15 protein-coding genes are annotated in these 17733 nt (G+C 37.3%); 1 reads left to right on the top strand and 14 read right to left on the bottom strand.

Going from position 1 to position 17733, the window contains the following annotated elements; all coding sequences use genetic code 11:
* Nucleotides 1-56: 56 nt before the first annotated feature.
* Together uraH and GUB10_RS06960 are read right to left on the bottom strand one after the other, a co-directional pair.
* Nucleotides 57-464, bottom strand: coding sequence for a hydroxyisourate hydrolase (gene uraH / locus GUB10_RS06965; RefSeq protein WP_193710717.1), 408 nt, complete (start codon nucleotides 462-464; stop codon nucleotides 57-59).
* 62 nt (nucleotides 465-526) lie between these two features.
* Complete coding sequence (locus GUB10_RS06960; protein ID WP_193710716.1) at nucleotides 527-1096, bottom strand: Crp/Fnr family transcriptional regulator; 570 nt, start codon at nucleotides 1094-1096, stop codon at nucleotides 527-529.
* Nucleotides 1097-1943: 847 nt separating this feature from the next.
* Here GUB10_RS06960 and GUB10_RS06955 point away from each other — a divergent pair.
* Nucleotides 1944-2390: a PAS domain-containing protein gene (locus tag GUB10_RS06955; protein ID WP_193710715.1), complete on the top strand. Its 447-nt coding sequence runs from the start codon at nucleotides 1944-1946 to the stop codon at nucleotides 2388-2390.
* Nucleotides 2391-2506: 116 nt separating this feature from the next.
* Here the strand turns inward: GUB10_RS06955 and GUB10_RS06950 are convergent, their stop codons facing one another.
* From GUB10_RS06950 to GUB10_RS06895, 12 genes are read right to left on the bottom strand one after another with little or no spacing between them, the layout of a single operon-like run.
* Nucleotides 2507-3673 (bottom strand): alpha-hydroxy acid oxidase, encoded by a 1167-nt coding sequence (locus tag GUB10_RS06950; protein ID WP_193710714.1) that lies wholly within the window; start codon nucleotides 3671-3673, stop codon nucleotides 2507-2509.
* Nucleotides 3674-3678: 5 nt separating this feature from the next.
* Complete coding sequence (locus tag GUB10_RS06945) at nucleotides 3679-4023, bottom strand: L-rhamnose mutarotase (RefSeq protein WP_193710713.1); 345 nt, start codon at nucleotides 4021-4023, stop codon at nucleotides 3679-3681.
* Entirely contained in the window at nucleotides 4020-5330 is a 1311-nt protein-coding gene (gene fucP, locus GUB10_RS06940; protein WP_193710712.1) for an L-fucose:H+ symporter permease, read from the bottom strand. The genes GUB10_RS06945 and fucP overlap by 4 nt, the downstream gene beginning before the upstream one ends.
* Nucleotides 5331-5335: 5 nt before the next feature.
* On the bottom strand, nucleotides 5336-6118 hold the full coding sequence (locus tag GUB10_RS06935; protein ID WP_193710711.1) for an SDR family oxidoreductase: 783 nt from the start codon (nucleotides 6116-6118) through the stop codon (nucleotides 5336-5338).
* A 54-nt stretch (nucleotides 6119-6172) separates the two neighbouring features.
* Entirely contained in the window at nucleotides 6173-8245 is a 2073-nt protein-coding gene (locus GUB10_RS06930; protein WP_193710710.1) for an alpha-L-fucosidase, read from the bottom strand.
* Nucleotides 8238-9764, bottom strand: coding sequence for a sulfatase (locus GUB10_RS06925; protein WP_193710709.1), 1527 nt, complete (start codon nucleotides 9762-9764; stop codon nucleotides 8238-8240). Before GUB10_RS06925 ends, GUB10_RS06930 begins: the two co-directional genes overlap by 8 nt.
* 5 nt (nucleotides 9765-9769) lie before the next feature.
* Nucleotides 9770-12145: a glycoside hydrolase N-terminal domain-containing protein gene (locus tag GUB10_RS06920; protein WP_193710708.1), complete on the bottom strand. Its 2376-nt coding sequence runs from the start codon at nucleotides 12143-12145 to the stop codon at nucleotides 9770-9772.
* Nucleotides 12142-12966, bottom strand: a complete 825-nt coding sequence (locus tag GUB10_RS06915; protein WP_193710707.1) for an amidohydrolase — start codon at nucleotides 12964-12966, stop codon at nucleotides 12142-12144. The genes GUB10_RS06920 and GUB10_RS06915 overlap by 4 nt, the downstream gene beginning before the upstream one ends.
* A 3-nt stretch (nucleotides 12967-12969) precedes the next feature.
* Nucleotides 12970-13827, bottom strand: coding sequence for a fumarylacetoacetate hydrolase family protein (locus tag GUB10_RS06910; protein WP_193710706.1), 858 nt, complete (start codon nucleotides 13825-13827; stop codon nucleotides 12970-12972).
* Nucleotides 13828-13837: 10 nt separating this feature from the next.
* A complete protein-coding gene (locus GUB10_RS06905) occupies nucleotides 13838-15613 on the bottom strand; it encodes an alpha-L-fucosidase (protein WP_193710705.1) in 1776 nt (591 codons plus the stop codon).
* 12 nt (nucleotides 15614-15625) lie between these two features.
* Complete coding sequence (locus GUB10_RS06900) at nucleotides 15626-16402, bottom strand: SDR family NAD(P)-dependent oxidoreductase (RefSeq protein WP_193710704.1); 777 nt, start codon at nucleotides 16400-16402, stop codon at nucleotides 15626-15628.
* Nucleotides 16403-16412: 10 nt separating this feature from the next.
* A complete protein-coding gene (locus GUB10_RS06895; protein WP_193710703.1) occupies nucleotides 16413-17723 on the bottom strand; it encodes an alpha-L-fucosidase in 1311 nt (436 codons plus the stop codon).
* Between the last annotated feature and the right edge of the window lie 10 nt (nucleotides 17724-17733).

Genomic DNA, 17733 nt, shown 5'->3' with positions numbered 1-17733 from the left:
TACTAATAATTGTAAAGTAACTACGGTTTTGCCCCTGCCAATTTTAAAAGTATTATTTAACTTCCCCTATAGGTGGAATAACCAAATGCAGAAAGTGTAATGGGCACGTGATAATGTTTTTCATCTTTAATTTCAAACACTACTTCTATGAATGGATAAAAAGTTTCTTTGCCCTTTTCTTTATAATATTCATTTACAAAAAAGGTGAACTTATAAATTCCATTATTATTTTGCCCGGCAGGAAGAAAGTCATTAACCCGGCCATTTTCGGCGGTTAAATTTTCGGAAACATAGTCCCAGGATTCCGTTTTATTATTTCTTTTTTCAAGTTTAATAGCAACATTTGCTGCCGGAGCGCCTTCTGAGATATCTAAAATATGCGTAGACAACTGGTAACTATCTTCTTGAGCAAATCCCAATGAAGTTAATAGGAACAAGCCAAAAGTTAAAACTACTCTTTTCATTTTCTTTTTTTCACAAAAATAAAAAGGCTTTTACCCTTAAACGTTGACATAAGTCAAGAAATTTAGAGCTTAGCTTTAACCCGGCTTAAAGTAGAAGGAGAAATCCCCAAATAGGAAGCTGCCATTTTATTGGAAATTCTTAAAAGGATTCTTGGTTGGTTTTCTATGGTCCATTTTACTTTTTCAAGGGCATTAAATCCCTGGAAGCCATAAATTCGTTTTTGAGAAGTAATAAACCCAAGTTCCAAAATCTTTCGGTAAACCCGATCTAGCTCCGGGAATTGCTTAATTAATTTATAGAAGTCTTGCCGTTTACACACCAATAATTCAGATTTCTCCAGGCATTGAAGATATTCGCCTGCGGGTTTTTGATCAATAAAACTCGGTAAAGCCGTACAAAACATTTCTTCAAAAGCAAAAAACCGGGAAGTTTCTATACCCTCTGAATTTAAGGTATAAATACGCATCATTCCTGTGTTGATAAAGTAGAAGTCGGTACAAACCTGGGCACAATCTACCAATATTTCATTTCGTTTTGCAGTTTTTAAACTAAAGAAACCGGCAATATAATCAATATCGGTTTCCTTTAAGGAAGTTATGTTTTGTAGGTATTCTTTAAATTTCTGATACATCTTATTTTACTTACCTTAAAATTATAAAATTGCTCACGTCTTATACTTGCCTAAAGATGGATTTACAAATAAAGGTTTTTAATTTTTAATAAATTAACTCGCACCAAATAAACTACTTCGGGGTATGATATCCTTTGGCGGTACCAATCAATAGGGTATAAAATAGATTTATTTGTATTAAAAGCCAACCTAGGATTATTAAGTCTTGGGTATCGAAATAACCTCAGCGTTTCCTAACAATTTAAAATTGAAAAATCCAGAAAAATGGGCTGACTATAACTACAGGTATTTTTATTAAATCGGATTAAATTTTAGTTTTAGGATAATTTAACTAATTAAAAGGTTTTTTAAACATTCCTTAATTTTTTATACAGAAAAATGTTGTAAATTGCGAGTTAATATTTTCACTTTTAGTGTTATAGCTATGAATCAGGCTTTCTTAAAACTCAAGATCATCTTTCCGACTTTACAAGCACGGGCGAGTGTGCTTTTTTAACCTGTTTTTCCTTTATTAATTATTTTACAGTCCCTAATTTGGGAGTATAACTCGCTATATAAAGGTTTTAGTATACAGGTTCGTTCTTTTGAAAAATTGTGTTGAATTTTAATTTATTTGTCATGGCAAAACGAGGTTCTAATCTAAAAACTTCTAAAAAAGATTTAAAAGCAAGAAGGCAGGAAAAAGCTGCTCGTAAGTTGGAAGAAAAAAAGTTGAAAGGACGCAAATCAAGAGTTTCGTAGTAAAAATTAAATAATAAAACCAAGTATAAAAAAGAGTTCTTTTCACCAAACATGGACGAAAAGAACTCTTTTAATTAAATCTATAATAGTATTAATTCTATAAAATATGCAAAGTAGATTGTCTTTAGGCAATAGAATTTTGAGTCAGTATTTTGAAAACTCAATTATACCGCAACTATTTGTTGACGTAAATCTATTTATAAGGGAGTTAACCCCTGCCACCGAAGAACATTTTGGAATAAACAGAGATTGTATTGGGCAGAAATTACATTCAATTAAAAATAAACTTTGTCATAAAGCTTTTATAGAAAATGTACGAGGAGTTTTAATCACCGAACGTGTGGTACAAAAGGAAATAGAGTTAAGTGATGGACGCTTATACCAATTATGCATACAACCCTATTTTACCGATTATGAAGAAGAAATTGATGGTGTGATTCTTACTTATATTCAAATAAACGATTCTGTTACACTCAAAGAAGAAAACAAGGAATTACGTTTAGAAAATAAGAAACTTAAGAGTTTACTTATAAGGGAACTAAATGTTTCCTAACCGCATTGTAAATTATTTCGATTATGGAGTAAAAAGACCATTGTTTCCGTTATAAATCATTTTTAAAATGCTAACGGAAACTGTGGTCTTCTTTTAAAACTCAAAGTTGCTAAAATCTAAAGTTCAGCCAGGCTATTTTTAATTAAATGACCTTTTAAATCCTCTACATTTTCACAACATAATTGGTCCATTACTTGTTTAAACTGTGTTTTTAGCATAGTTATGGTATGATCTCCTCCTTTATTCCCTAAAGCTGCAGCACCATACATAAAAGACCTTCCCATAAAGGTAAATTTTGCTCCGGCTGCCATAGTACGGGCAATATCTGGTCCAGATCTAAGACCGCTATCCATCATTATTTCAATTTTATCACCATATTTTTCAGCTATATTAGGTAAAGTTGAAATCGTTGATTGCGCAGCATCCAACTGCCTACCACCGTGATTGGATAAAATTACCCCATCAAATCCCATTTTTATGGCATCTTCCACATCGCGTGGCGCCGAAACTCCTTTAAGAACTAGCTTTCCCTTCCATTTATCCCGAATAGGTTTAATTTTTTCAGCATTTAATTTTCCGGAAAAGGTTTTATCCATAAACTTTCCTAATTGTTTCAGGTTTAATCCTTCGGGCGTATAGGGTTTTAAGGTTTCAAAAGTGGGCACGCCATGCTTAAGTGTGTTTAAGGCCCAGGCGGGTTTTCCTAAGATTTGCAAGATGTTTTTCACCGACATTTTTGGGGGTAAGGCCAGCCCATTTCTAATATCCCTGGGTCTATAGCCAAAAGTGGGCACGTCACATAAAAGCACTAAAACGGGGCAGGCGGCCGCTTCGGCCCTTTTTAAGATATCATTTCTAACCTCATCCTCTACAGGATTATATAACTGAAACCAGGCATTGCCCTGTGTAAGTTCACTGGCGCGCTCAATACTCATAGTGGTAACTGTACTTAAAATAAAGGGTATATTATGCTCAAAAGCTGCTTTGGCGAGTATTTCAGGAGAGTTTGGCCACATTAAGCCCTGTAATCCAACCGGCGAAATTCCAAAAGGTGCACTGTATTCTTTTCCGAACAGTTTAGTAGTTGTAGTTGCCGTATGGTAATTTTGAAGGTATCTGGGCTCTAACTGGATTTTTCGAATATCAGAAGTATTCTTATAAAGATTTATATCTTCATTACATCCACCATCTAAATATTCAAATGCAAAATTGGGGGTTCTCTTTTTAGCTTTTGCCCTAAGGTCCTCTATAGAAGGATATTGAGCATTGAAGTAATTTGCCATATTTTCTATGTATTTGCTAGATCAAAAATTTTATCCATTAAGGTCCACTTCTCACCTGGTTTTGCCCATGGGACTGCCTGTTGGTACTGCCCCATTAGGTTTTCCCATTCCTGAACTTTAGGATTTTGTTCATCGGCTTTAGCCTTTCGTTCAAATGAAAAATCTGGTTGGGTTTCCATAACCATAACCAGGCGGTTTCCCGTTCTAAAAATTTCCATATTTAAAATACCAACGTTTCGTATACTATTAATAATCTCGGGCCATACCTCACGGTGATAGTCTTCATACTTTTTGATTAAGGCTACATCATCCTTTAAATCACAAGCTAATACGTAGTTTTTAGTTTTCATGCGTTGTTTCTTTTATAAATATAATACCCATAGATACCAACAATTATAAAGCATAGAACAGGTAAAAAGAAGGAAAAATTAACTTCTGGCACACCCAGGATACTAGTATCTTTATAGCCGGCACCGCCAATATCTAATATCATACCTTGAAAAGTGGGCATTAAAGCTCCACCCACAATGGCCATTACTAAAAACGCTGCTCCAAATTTTGCATCGTTTCCCTGACCTTCTAAAGCAATTCCATAGATTGTTGGAAACATTATAGACATAAAAAAAGAAACAGCTACCAAAGAATATAAGCCAATTAATCCCGGACTAAAAATACAGATCAGGCAAGTAATTAATGCGCCTAAGGCAAATAACATCAGTAACTTCCCTGAAGTTATATAACGTAACAAAAAAGTCCCTATCCAGCGTCCTATAAGAAATATTAATAAAGCAGCAATTCCATAATTTACGGCACTTTTATTATCTATTCCTATAGATTCGGCATATTGATAAAGGTAGGTCCAACACATAATTTGTGCCCCTACATAAAAGGCTTGCGTTACTACTCCGCCAACAAACTTTCTATTGCCAAAAAGTCTTTTTATAGCCGGTAATACGTCTACCCGGGTCTCTTTCTTTCTATTTTCAGGCATTTTTATTAAAAGAATAACCAGGAAGAATAGTATAACTACCAGCCCTAATAATACATAAGGAGTACTTATCACTTCCAAATCTGAATCTCTTATAGTTGCCTTGGCAGATTCAGAAAGGCTTCCATAAATAGGGTTTCCGTTGCTATCTAAATCATCAGATTCAAGCGCTCCTAAAATAAAGTGTTGTGCAACGATTAAACCACCTAAAGCCCCCATAGGATTAAAAGCCTGGGCTAGGTTTAAACGCCTTGTAGCAGTTACTTCACTGCCCATTGCTAAAATATAAGGATTGGCGGTAGTCTCTAAAAATGCCAGTCCGAATGTTAGGATATATAAAGCCAATAAAAAGAAGATATATTCCTGAAAGATTGCAGCAGGATAAAATAATAAAGCTCCCAGAGCGTAAAGGGCCAGCCCCATTAGCACTCCTTTTTTATAAGAAAACCTATTAACAAAAAGTGCTGCCGGCAAGGCCATTGTAAAGTACCCTCCATAAAATGCAAGTTGTACCAATGAAGCCTGAAAATTATTAAGCTCTAAAACCTTTTTAAAGGCCGAAACCATAGGGTTGGTAATATCGTTGGCAAAACCCCATAATGCGAATAAAGCTGTTATTAAAATAAACGGCAGCAATACTTTCTTTGAAACTAAAGATTCCTGAGACATAGTATTTAGGTTAAAGATCGGTCTAAATGTACATAACCACCATCTGGAGAAAACCATTGAGCGGTGGTATGCCCAGATTTTTCAGATAGAATAAACGCAGCCAAATCGGCTATCTCGGTATCAGAGGTCATTCTTTGCTCCAGTGGAATATTTCGGGTTATATTTTTTAGTTTTTGTTCAGGATCATCAAAAGAATCCAACCAACTTTTATAAAGCGGTGTCATTACCTCTGCCGGTAAGATGGCGTTCACCCTAATATTATAAGGCAATAATTCGGCTGCCCATTCCCGTGTTAAAGCCAGTTGCGCTCCCTTTGATGCTGCATATCCAGAGGTTCCTCCCTGGCCTACCAGGGCAACTTTAGAACTAATATTTAGAATATTACCTTTAGATTCTTTAAGTGCAGGCAGACAATAATGTGCCATCTCATAATAATGATTCAAATTATTAAAAACCGAGTTGGCAAACTTCTTAGGATCACCGGCTTCTAAACCTATACTATCATTTGCCCCAGCATTATTAACCAGGGCATCAATTTTTCCGAAGACCTGTAGAACTTCTTCCACAATTCTTTTAGACTCTCCTTCTTCATTTAAATTAGCCTGGATAAAACGAGCTTTTTTTCCACTGGCTTTCAAGGTTTCAAGCATTTTATTACCGCTGGCCTCCCCTCTACCAATAAATACGGGAATTGCATTTTCCCGGGCAACCGCTTTACTGATAGCCCCACCTATACCTTTGGTTCCGCCGGTTATTAAAATCACTTTATCCTTTAATCCTAAATCCATATCTAAAATTTTTCTTTAAACCTGTTTTTAATTCTTCTTCTTCCTAAACGACTATTATTCTGTGATCACCCCTATTTCAGCAATTCCAAGAACTTCTGAATCATCGGCACTTCTTTTTCCTATAAACTTAAAATAACGAGCCTTTGTAGTTTTAAATTCAATAAGCTGCTCTATAGGATTGTTCTTAATATTAGAAAACTCTCCTTCACTAACTTTTGTCCACTGCTTGCCGTTTTGGCTAACCAAAAATTCATAGTCGGCAATCACACCTTGTGGCCATCTACTTTGATGTGGTAAATAAGTGAATCCTTTTAAGTTATAGGAGGCACCAAGGTTTACTATAATTTCCTGCGGAAGTTTGCCTTCTTTTGTCCAAACAGAATTGATATTGGCGTCTATAATTTTATCTGCTTCATCTTTCTCATCTATTACTTTCCAATTCTTTTTAGGTACATCCAGTCTTTTAGTTGAAATTTCACTATAGGAATTGGTTGTGGGGTTATACGCAACCGCCATTACCTGGGTAGGATCTTGCAAAACAAAAGCTTCAGAATAGTGTTCAGAATCTTTGTTGGGTTTCTCTCCGTTTAAGGTATAGTATATTTCCAGACCATTATCGTAGCTCTCCAGGTTAATTTCGCCACTTTTGTTTTGAATAATTTGTGGAGCTTCCATTACTAATGGTGCCCTGTAGACTTCAATATTTGAAATTAGTGGTCTTGCTTTGGCATCCAAAATGCTTAAACGCAGGGCATCAACCTTTACTACATCAAATCTTAATATTCGTTTATAACCTATAGTAGTACCCGAACTTATATTTTTCCATTCACCATCAATCAAGCCTTCCAATTCAAAAGATTTCACTCTTTGTCCCAGAGCTATATATTCCTGCGCCACAAAACGATTAACTTCCTGAGGTTCATCAAATTGAATTGATATGTAGGATTTTATGCTTTCTTTTTCGGGCATCCAATATGCTTCAGTATTGCCATTAATCATATTTTGAGCAGTATAATCTGATCCTGCTTCTGAAGAAGCCGTGACATTGGCATTGGTCGCCAAATTCTCGGCAAAATCTTTATCAAGCTGTTTGCGCAACTTCATTAATTGCTCAATATCTTTTTCGTGCACAAGACCGCGGGTATCAACCGGTAAATTCAATAAAAGCGTAGCGTTTCTACCCACCGATTTATAATAGATATCCAACAAATGTGGTAAAGTTTTTACCTGGTGGTCTTCCCTGGCATGGTAGTACCATCCCGGTCTAATGGAAACATCAGCTTCAGCAGGGACCCAGTGTGTTCCATCTATGTGCCCATAAGGTAATTCACCATGATTTCCAGAACCTGCATAAACTTCATCTTTTCTAATAGGAGACCAATTGGTTTCTCCGGCTATACCATCTTCATTTCCTACCCAACGCACATCGGGGCCGTTATCACCAAAAATAACCGCATCGGGTTGATGTTCGCGAATAATTGAGATTACCTTATCCCATCCATAATAATCTCTATGATCAATCTTTCTATGCTCGTTAGCACCACCATAGTATCCGGTGCCTCCGTTTGCACCATCAAACCAAACTTCAAAAATAGGCCCATAGTTGGTCATTAACTCCTCCAGTTGTTTATGGAACACATCTACGTAGGCTTCTCTACCATATTCGGGATGATTACGATCCCATGGAGATAAATAAACTCCAAATTTCAATCCGAATTCTTCACAGGCTTCCGCGAGTTCTTTTACCACATCTCCCTCGCCATTTTTCCATGGTGAATTTTTAACCGAATGTTCTGTAGTTTCTGTAGGCCAAAGACAAAACCCGTCGTGATGTTTGGCCGTTATGATAATTCCTTTCATTCCGGCTTCTTTGGCTGTTTTTGCCCACTGCCGGGTATCGAGGTTTGTAGGGTTAAAATTCTTTGGAGATTCGCCACCTTCACCCCACTCCATATCGGTGAACGTATTCATATTAAAATGAATAAAAGCATAATATTCCAGGTCTTGCCAGGCCAATTGCCTTTGTGATGGAATAGGCCCCACAGGTTCAGGTTTGGTCACTTTCTCTTTACAGGAAACTAAACTGATAACCAGTACCAGTAGAATGATTAAGGTTTTTTTATTCATTTTCTAAAATTTTTATAGGTAATTCTACTTTTTTATTGGTTCGTTTGTCCAAAGGCATTTGCGCATTCATCTCTTCTAAATGAGCACTTAAAATTTTGGCAAGCTCCTTTGTTTTTTTAGCATTTGATTTGGCAATATTTGTGGTTTCCCCAATATCCTTCTTGATATTAAAAAGCTCAAAACCACGATCTTTATGGTAATAAATAAGTTTATAATCTCCTTTTCTAACTGAACTAAAAGGAGCTATTCCTGGACCACTGCCTCCCCATTTATTAGGATAATGCCAAAATAAGGGACGTTGATTACGAGACTGTTTATTTTCTTCCAATAAAGGCACAAAACTTTGGCCGTCTACTTTTTGCTTTAATTCAGGAATTGAGCTTTTGGTCATAGCCAAAATAGAAGGAAAGAAATCTTCAATTATAATATAGTCTTCAACCTTGGAACCAGGAATAGTTTTTTGGGGCCAATAAACCAACATAGGAACCCTAATTCCTCCTTCGTAAGCAGATCCCTTACCGCTATTCAAAGGTGCATTGTGCGTATGTGGTTCTCCACCACGGGCGTGGGCACTTAATCCTCCATTGTCTGACATAAAAAGGATAATAGTATTTTCTTCTAAGTCATTTTCTTCCAGGTAATCCATAATGTCGCCCAAACTTTTATCCATTCCTTCTAGCATAGAAGCATATTTAGCTTCGGTTATATCTAAACCGGCATCAATATATTTTTGGTAAAAACGTTTATCAGCCATAATTGGAGCATGTACTGCATAATGAGCCATATGTAAAAAGAAAGGTTTCTTCCCAGCCAACTTATCAAGGCTTTGTAATGCTTCACGGGTAATAGCTTCGGTTAAAAAAATATCTTCGCCATGGTATTTTTCTAAGCCGGGAACAGCCCATTCCTCTTTACCGGGTTTTCCATTCCCAAAATTTTCTGTCCCTAAAAAGCTCTCCGGTGCTCCGGCAGCGTGACCGGCAATATTCTCGTCAAAACCTAAATTTAAAGGATCTTCACCCGGTGTATTTTTAGCTCCTAAATGTGCTTTTCCGGCATGAATGGTATGATACCCATTTTGTTGTAATATTTGAGGCAAAGTATTTGCCACAAAGGAGTTGGGTACTGTACTACTACTGGAGATCCCATTCATATTCCATTGTGGGAACTCAAGTTTATCATCGGAAGCATCTTGAGATACATTTCTCTTTAAGGTCCAATTAGTAACCTTATGTCGCGCGGCATTTGCTCCTGTTAAAATACTAACCCTTGAGGGGGAACAAATAGGAGTGGCATAGGCCTGTGTGAATTTAGTTCCTTTATTGGCCAAACGCTCCATATTTGGTGTATGGTAACGTTTATTAAAAGGCGTTTCTTTTGTCCAAAATGGGACCGAAGTATCCTGCCACCCCATATCATCGACAAAAAACAAAACCACATTTGGTTTTTTTTCCTGAGCATTTAAACTAAAGCAAATTAGAAAAACGAGGTAGAATAATTTCACTTGATTTTTTTTCATAAGGTTTAGGTTCTATTTAATTCAGCATCTAATATCACTTCCTGATTATCGCCGGGAAGTTCAATTAGTATTTCTTTCTTTTCATACTTTAGTTTAACTTGCTGTTTCTTATTGGCTTTTAAAGTAAGTTGCTTTAATCTTCCCAATTCCCAACTTATATCCACGCTTATATTCCCTCTTGCCTTTAGTCCTTTTATACCACCTTTTTTCCAGGTATCGGGTAATGCCGGTAAAATACGTAAAAAGCCTTCGTGAGACTGCAACAGCATTTCGGCAATACCTGCTGTATAGCCAAAGTTTCCGTCAATTTGAAATGGTGGGTGCAAATCGAAAAGATTATCGGCCAGGGAAATTTCAAAAAACTTATGTATATTTTCTTTTGCTGCTTTAGCATCCAGTAAACGAGCATTGAAATTTATCATCCAGGCCCTACTCCAACCGGTTCCCGCACCTCCGTGTTCCAAACGATAATTTATAGATTTTTGTGCTCCTTCGAACAAGCTGGAGTCAGCTTCTGTAATCTCTGAACCCGGATGAAGGGCATACAAATGGGAAAGGTGCCTATGCCCCTTTTCAGGTTCCTCATAGGCTTTGGTCCATTCTAAAATACGGCCATCAGCCCCTAACTTCACACCCGGGGTTAAGTTATTTCGTTTATTTTCAATTTCTTTTAAAATATCATCCTCTATATCCAGGATCTCTGCTGCTTTTAAGGTATTGTCAAAAACTTCAGCTATTATTTGATGCCCCATAGCACTACCGTGAGAAAGAGCTACCCTTTCCCCCTCTTCATTTATATAAGAATTCTCGGGGGACGTTTCAGGGAAAGAAACATATTTCCCGGTATTTTCATCTTTCACCAACCACCCGGAATAAAATGTCGCAAACTCCTTTAGCACAGGATAAGCGGTAGTTTTAAGAAACTCTTTATCCTGAGTGAACAGGTAATGTTGCCAAAAGTGCTGGGCAAGCCAACCACCACCGTGCACCCAACTGCCCCAATAAGCCTTACGTGCCTGCATAGAAGGAGAAGCCCATAAATCGGAAGCATTATGTAGCACCGCTCCTTCCAAACCATATTGTTCTCTGGCAGTATTTTTCCCTCTTTTCACCAAACGCTTTGTATAATCAAATAAAGGCTTATGAAGTTCACTTAGGTTGGTAACTTCTGTAGGCCAGTAATTCATTTGTAAGTTTACGTTTAAATGATAATCGGCATTCCAGGGTGCGGCAATATGTTGATTCCATAAACCCTGTAAATTGGCAGGATTGGTACCTGGTCTTGAAGAAGAAATTAATAAATACCTACCATATTGAAACAAATCGGTGATTAACCCCCGGTCTTCCTTTCCTTTCTTGAAAGCCGCCAGTCTTTTATCGGTTGGGATACTGTCTTTAACAGCTTCGCCAAGCGAAAAATCTACTCTTGCAAACAATTCCTGATAATCCTTTTTGTGTGCTTCTAATAATTCTTCAAAAGTTTTTTGACCAAGGTTTTCTATGGTCAGCCTATTCTTTTCTTGAAAATCTTCAGAATAAAAAGAAGTATTAGCTACGAGGTATAAAGTAACTTCTTTAGAACCTTCTATTTTTAAGCCGGAAGCATCTGAATAAATTTTCCCTGAATCTGTTTCAGCCTGGAGTAAAGTTTCAAATTTCACCCCATAATCCAATGGTTTAGGTTTTGAATTTTTTACGGCACCCATCTGGGTAATTTCTCCTAACATGGAAATTTGGTTCTCGCCAGGGTTGCTTACTTCTACTGTTTTATGCCCTTCATCTTCCGGACGGTCTAAGTTTACATTAAAATTTAGTCCAGCTTGCGCCGTGGTACTTAATTGAATTATGATGGCATCATCTGCAGCAGTAGCAAAAATTTTACGATGATATTCCTCGCCATCTATGGTATAGCTCACTTCTGCCAAAGCATCGTTCAGGCTAAGGCTTCGCCTATAATCTTTAACTTTTCCAGTATGGTCAAAATCCAGGTAAAGATCTCCCATAGTTTGATGGGATTTCACGATATCTTTATTTGAAAAGCGTTCAATAATTTCGTTATCGGCCTTGCTTGTTTTTCCATTCAGAATTAATTGTCTGATATAATCTAAATCTTCTGGACTTCCTTTTGAATCACCCCAATCAGGGCCGCCGGGCCAAAGCGAATCTTCATTTAATTGAATTCGCTCATTAATTGTGTCTCCAAAAATCATGGCTCCCAACCTTCCGTTTCCGATGGGCAAAGCTTCCATCCATTTTGAAGCAGGTTGTGCATACCAAAGCACGTGCTTGTTTAAGTCTTTTTCGGTTTCTTTTTTCCTATCGGAGGGAGCCGAACATCCAAGTCCTATTAAGAAAACTAAAAACAGTAATTTTTTAATCATAATTGGTAGAAATTTATTGCGTTAAGTCCCATAATTTTTTCGATAACGATTTCGTTTTTAGTCCTTAAAGAAGATTCAATTATTGCTACAGTATCAGCATAATTACCGGCTGCCAAAGAAACCGGCCAATCAGATCCAAACATTAATCTATCGGGTCCAAAAACTTCCAAGGCAAAATCGATAAAAACTCGAAAATCTTCGGTCTTCCAGTTAAAATTCTCAGTTTCGGTTAATAGACCGGAAAGCTTACAGCACACATTCTTTTTATCTGCCAGTTTTGTAATTAATTCTTTCCAGTTTTTAGAAATTCCCTTTGAAACATTGGGTTTGGCGAGGTGATTTAAAACAAACTTTTGGTTTGGAAAATTAGAAACCAATTCAATAGTATTGGCCAACTGGTTTTCTAACACCAAAAGATCGTAGGTTAGGTTGAAGTTTCCAAAAGTTTCCATGCCCTTAAAAAATTCGGGTTGAAGCATATAACTAGCCGGTTTAGCCTGTAATAAATGCCGAACTCCTTTAAATTTAGGATCTTTTGAAAAATGTGTGAGGCGTTCCTCAAGATTATCGCCGGTAAAATCAACCCAACCTACAACTCCTTTTATAAACTCATATTCTTTAGCCAGATTCAGCAAAAATTTGGTCTCATTTTCAGTGGGAGCGGCTTGCACTGCCACACAACCATCAACCTTATTCTTTTCCAGAACAGGATTTAGGTTTTCAGGAAAAAAATCTTTCCTAATTACCGACATCTCATCGGGAATCCAGGCGTCTTTCTCCTTCTCAAACTTCCAAAAATGCTGATGGCTATCTATCCTCATTGCCTATTCTTTATAAGCTTTTGCCACTTGTTTAGAAGTCCCAAGGCCTTCTATACCCAATTCAACTACATCCCCTGGTTTAAGGTAGCGCTGCGGATTTAAGCCCATTCCTACTCCAAATGGAGTTCCGGTAGAAATAATATCTCCGGGCAATAAACTCATAAACTGACTTACATAGCTTATTACCTGAGGTATGTTAAAAACAAAATCTGAAGTGTTGCTTTGCTGCTTAATCTCACCATTTAGTTTTAACCATAAATCAAGGTTATGCGGATTTGGAATTTCATCTTTAGTAGCCAAAAATGGTCCTAAGGGTGCAAACGTATCACAGCTTTTTCCCTTAACCCATTGCCCTAAACGCTCTAATTGAAATTCACGCTCGCTATAATCATTATGCAACACATAGCCGGCCACATAATCCATGGCTTCCTCTTCAGAAACATAACTGGCCTTTTTACCAATCACAACTCCCAATTCTACTTCCCAGTCGGTCTTTTGGCTGCCTTTGGGAATAATTACATCGTCGTTAGGCCCTACAATAGCGCTACTTGCTTTAAAAAATATAACGGGTTCTGATGGCACCTCCATACCGCTTTCTTCGGCGTGTTTTGCATAATTTAAACCAATACAAACCAATTTGGAAGGACGATTAACCGGTGCTCCCAAACGTTCTTCTGAATCTATTTCGGGGCAATTATCTTTATTTTCTGAAAGCCAGTTTTTAAGATCTTCCAGACCGTTTTCGGCAAAAAAATCTTCGGTATAATCTTTTCCAAATGCCGAAACATCTATTCTTTTTCCTGTTTCTAATTCAATTCCCGGTTTTTCCTGTCCGGGAGCTCCAAATCGTATTAATTTCATAATCTATTTTTTACTGAATTTTAAAAGTCCAGGCATCGTGACCGGGTAACTCCCCATATTTAATACCTGATGTATCTATAATTAATGTATTGTTACTGTATGTCCAGGGTAATTCCCTATCAAGACCCAACAAATGAACTTTTGCATCCTTAGCAGGTTTGTCTATTTTCAATGCTAACTCATCATCTGGCCATTCATAACTTATAGCGTATAAAGCATCGTTATTCTTTGTATAACTTAAATAGGTTTTTAAAGAAGTGAATTGCGCTTGTAAACCTTTCTCCTCCCCATTTTTATCAATAAAAAATGCCTGTGAAGGAACAAGTCCCTTTTCAGAATTAGCCGTGCTCCAAAACAATTTAATCTTGGCGTTTTGTTTTTTCTCGCGGTAATTAATTTTAATTGGAGTACGCTCGTTGGCCTTTAAACGAATTGTACCTTTATCTGAAGTCCCGGTATTGGCTCCCATAACCTCAGCTTCATTATCGGGTGCTGTATAATTACTATTAATAATGGTTTTGCCATCAATTTGCACCATAGCTTCGTCATCTACCTCAATTTCAAAAGTATATTTCCCTGTTTTTGGCGCTACAATAAAGCCTTCCCAGGTTGCCTGAAAATCGTCTTCGCGTATTCCTTTTATAGGTGAATTTCTTACCCAGTTAAAGTTAATTACACTATCTACCCTTTGTAAACTAACTTCTTTTTCTTCTCCCGTTTTTGAATAGGCTTCAGCACCATAAATAGCTTCTCCATTAATATCCAACCAGGTTCCCAACTGTTTTAAACGTTCCTGTTGAATCATAGGAATTTGCCCATCGGCCCTTGGGCCAACATTCAAGATCATTCCACCACCATTGGCAACGGTTTGTACAAACCTTTCAATGAGTTCCTTTCCGGTTCCGTAGGCCTCTAAATTTTCATTTCGGTTTAAGCCAAAACTACGGCCAATTCCTCTTACCTCTGCCCAGGGTCTTTCGGTTTCTACAATTCCTGAACTATATTCCGGGGTTAAAAAACCAACATCAAGGCCATGGCCCCAACGATTATTCACTATAGCATCTTTTCCTACTGTTTCGTAATACCAATTTATTAGCTGTGGAGCTTGCCATTGTTCGGCTGTATTATACCATTCGCCATCAGAAAAAATCAAAGTAGGTTTATATTCCTTTACCAATTCTTTAAACTGCGGCACCATATATTCTTCAACATATCGTCCAATACTATCGTGCGGATCTGTATACCAGCGGTGTAAAGGATGGTTCCATTCGGCTAGAGAATAATATAATCCCATTTTAAGGTCCTCGTCCCTAACGGCTTCTGTTAATTCTCCTACAATATCACGTTTTGGGCCGGTATCTACACTGTTCCAGTTTCGGTTAAATTTACTTGGCCATAAGGTATAGCCATCGTGATGTTTAGAAACCAACACCACATATTTAGCACCGGCCTCTTTAAAAATTTCAGCCCATTCTTCGGGATCAAAGAGTTCTGCTTTAAATTCTCCGGCAAAATCTTTATAAGTGAAATTAGTTCCGTAATGCTCATCTACAAAAGCGTTACGTAAACTATCGTTGGTTTGCATTCCTCTTAAAAACCATTCGGCATAAGATTCTTTACCTCCATAAGCCGGCACTGAATACAAGCCCCAATGAATAAAAATACCCAGTTTTGCTTCCTTAAACCATTCTGGATAGCCATGCTCTTTTATAGCTTTTTCTTCGGGAGATTGTGCATATCCCTGCAAGCCGATTAAAATACTAAGAGCTATTATTACTTTTTTCATATCTATTATTTATTATCCTTGTAATTTTATAAAACCTCCGTCTATTGGAAAGTTGGTTCCTGTTGTAAATGCTGCATCGTCTGAAGCCAGGTAAAGGGCAAGCTTTGCCACCTCTTTAGTACTTCCCATACGGCCTATAGGTTGTGTTTTGGAGAGTTTTTCAAACATCTCTTCCTCTTGCCCGGGGTAGTTTTTGGCAATAAAACCATCTACAAACGGGGTATGCACTCTGGCCGGTGCAATACTATTACAGCGTATACCATAGTCTATATAATCTTTTGCAATAGAGTAGGTCATGGTAAGTACCGCGCCTTTAGACATGGAATAGGCAAAACGGTCCTGAATACCAACTACAGAAGCAATACTCGCCATATTAATTATACATCCATTTTTTGCCGACTTCATATAGGGGATAACCGACTTTAAACAGTTAAAAACACCCTTGATATTAACTTCGTAAATTCTATCTAAATCCTCTTCATTTGTATTCTCTACATTACCCACGTGGGCAATACCCGCGTTATTTACCAAAATATCAATTGAAGATTCACCGGTAATCTCAGTAATTATTTTATCAACCTGTTCTTTTTTGGTTACATCACAAGCAAAAAACCTTGCCTTACCTCCGGCTGAAGTAATTTCTTCTACCGTATTTTTTGCCGTCTCTTCATTATAATCCAGGATAAACACATTAGCACCGGCATTCGCAAATTCCATTGAAATTGCCTTGCCTATACCGCTTCCTCCACCTGTAATTATGCTCGACTTTCCTTTTAAACTATGACCCATATTATTTTACTTATTCATTTTGTATTTTATAACTCACCAATGTTGCTGTGTTATTTTTCTTAGCCTCCGGGATCTCTATAAAAGTTCCGAATTTTGTCTTTTCAAAATTTATTGTAGATCCGTCCTTCCAATGAACCATTTTTTTTGTTTTTGGAAAAAAGCCTTCAATAAAATAGGTATCCTTATCGCCCAAAAGCCATAAAAACACTTCATTATCTTTAAGGGTAGATACCACATTCTCCCGGGGGGCTAATGGCCCCTGCCTGGTTCCATAAATTGCTTCGCCGTAAGTTTGGAGCCAATCTCCAATTTCTAAAAACGACTCCTGATGTTCTTTTTGAATCTCGCCATTAGGCATAGGCCCAACATTGAGCAAAAGGTTACTACCAAACCCTGCCGATTTGATTAAATAACGAACCAGTTCTTTTTTAGACTTATGCTTAGAATCCTGCAGGTTAAATCCCCAGGAACCATTAATTGTTTCACAAATTTCCTTAGGTAGTTCCCCTATATTTTCTATAGCTGTTCCAAAACCCGTGGTATTATAACCAGGCAAATCCCTTTCAAACATTTGAAAATCCTCACCTTTTATAGGCGCTATATGATGATTGTTTCCTATTAAAGCTTGAGGTTGTAGTTTATGGATTAATTCATAAATTTCCTGATAATGCCAGTTGGCATCTTTCTTGTCCCAATGCCCATCAAACCAGATTCCTCCAATTTCACCATAATTTGTAAGCAACTCGGTTAATTGCTGTTTCATAAACGCTATGTACCCGTACCAATTACCGCTGGTATTTTTATCGGCAATTCCATTGCCTGTTCTTCCCAATGGGTAATAATCTTTATGATGCCAGTCTAACAGGGAATAGTAGAAAAAAAGCTTTATATCGTTGGCCCTACAAGCTTCTGCAAGCTCTTTTATTACATCCCGGCCAAACGGCGTAGCCTCTACAATATTATAAGATGAAGTCTCGGTGTTAAACATAGAAAAGCCATCGTGATGACGCGTGGTTACTGTAATATATTTTACACCTGAATTCTTAGCCATCTCCACCCATTTTTCGGCATCAAAATCTATAGGGTTGAAAAAACCAGGCAACTTCTCATAATTTTCTTTCGAAATATTCTGGTTGTTCATTACCCACTCTCCATCTCCTAAAACACTATATAACCCCCAGTGAATAAACATCCCAAATTTGGCATCCTGAAACCATTGTCGGGCTTCTAAATTTTCTTTTGCGGGAATATAGTCTTCATCTCCCTGTGAAAACACTGCAAAATGTATTAACATTAAAATAACCAAAGTTGCTTTTTTCATAGGTATAGAT

Origin of the sequence: Salegentibacter sp. BLCTC (genome assembly GCF_015143665.1) — a bacterium.
Taxonomy (GTDB): domain Bacteria; phylum Bacteroidota; class Bacteroidia; order Flavobacteriales; family Flavobacteriaceae; genus Salegentibacter; species Salegentibacter maritimus.
Note: the sequence above shows the minus strand (reverse complement) of the source record. Positions and strands in the feature narration are given on the sequence as shown.

Excerpts from the sequence above, each read along its gene's own strand:
- GUB10_RS06950 (WP_193710714.1), bottom strand. The coding sequence starts at position 3,673 with ATGGCAAATTACTTCAATGCTCAATATCCTTCTATAGAGGACCTTAGG.
- GUB10_RS06920 (WP_193710708.1), bottom strand. The coding sequence starts at position 12,145 with ATGATTAAAAAATTACTGTTTTTAGTTTTCTTAATAGGACTTGGATGT.
- GUB10_RS06895 (WP_193710703.1), bottom strand. The coding sequence starts at position 17,723 with ATGAAAAAAGCAACTTTGGTTATTTTAATGTTAATACATTTTGCAGTG.
- GUB10_RS06930 (WP_193710710.1), bottom strand. The coding sequence starts at position 8,245 with ATGAATAAAAAAACCTTAATCATTCTACTGGTACTGGTTATCAGTTTA.
- fucP (WP_193710712.1), bottom strand. The coding sequence starts at position 5,330 with ATGTCTCAGGAATCTTTAGTTTCAAAGAAAGTATTGCTGCCGTTTATT.
- GUB10_RS06945 (WP_193710713.1), bottom strand. The coding sequence starts at position 4,023 with ATGAAAACTAAAAACTACGTATTAGCTTGTGATTTAAAGGATGATGTA.
- GUB10_RS06900 (WP_193710704.1), bottom strand. The coding sequence starts at position 16,402 with ATGGGTCATAGTTTAAAAGGAAAGTCGAGCATAATTACAGGTGGAGGA.
- GUB10_RS06955 (WP_193710715.1), top strand. The coding sequence starts at position 1,944 with ATGCAAAGTAGATTGTCTTTAGGCAATAGAATTTTGAGTCAGTATTTT.
- GUB10_RS06905 (WP_193710705.1), bottom strand. The coding sequence starts at position 15,613 with ATGAAAAAAGTAATAATAGCTCTTAGTATTTTAATCGGCTTGCAGGGA.
- GUB10_RS06915 (WP_193710707.1), bottom strand. The coding sequence starts at position 12,966 with ATGAGGATAGATAGCCATCAGCATTTTTGGAAGTTTGAGAAGGAGAAA.
- GUB10_RS06960 (WP_193710716.1), bottom strand. The coding sequence starts at position 1,096 with ATGTATCAGAAATTTAAAGAATACCTACAAAACATAACTTCCTTAAAG.
- GUB10_RS06925 (WP_193710709.1), bottom strand. The coding sequence starts at position 9,764 with ATGAAAAAAAATCAAGTGAAATTATTCTACCTCGTTTTTCTAATTTGC.
- GUB10_RS06935 (WP_193710711.1), bottom strand. The coding sequence starts at position 6,118 with ATGGATTTAGGATTAAAGGATAAAGTGATTTTAATAACCGGCGGAACC.
- uraH (WP_193710717.1), bottom strand. The coding sequence starts at position 464 with ATGAAAAGAGTAGTTTTAACTTTTGGCTTGTTCCTATTAACTTCATTG.
- GUB10_RS06910 (WP_193710706.1), bottom strand. The coding sequence starts at position 13,827 with ATGAAATTAATACGATTTGGAGCTCCCGGACAGGAAAAACCGGGAATT.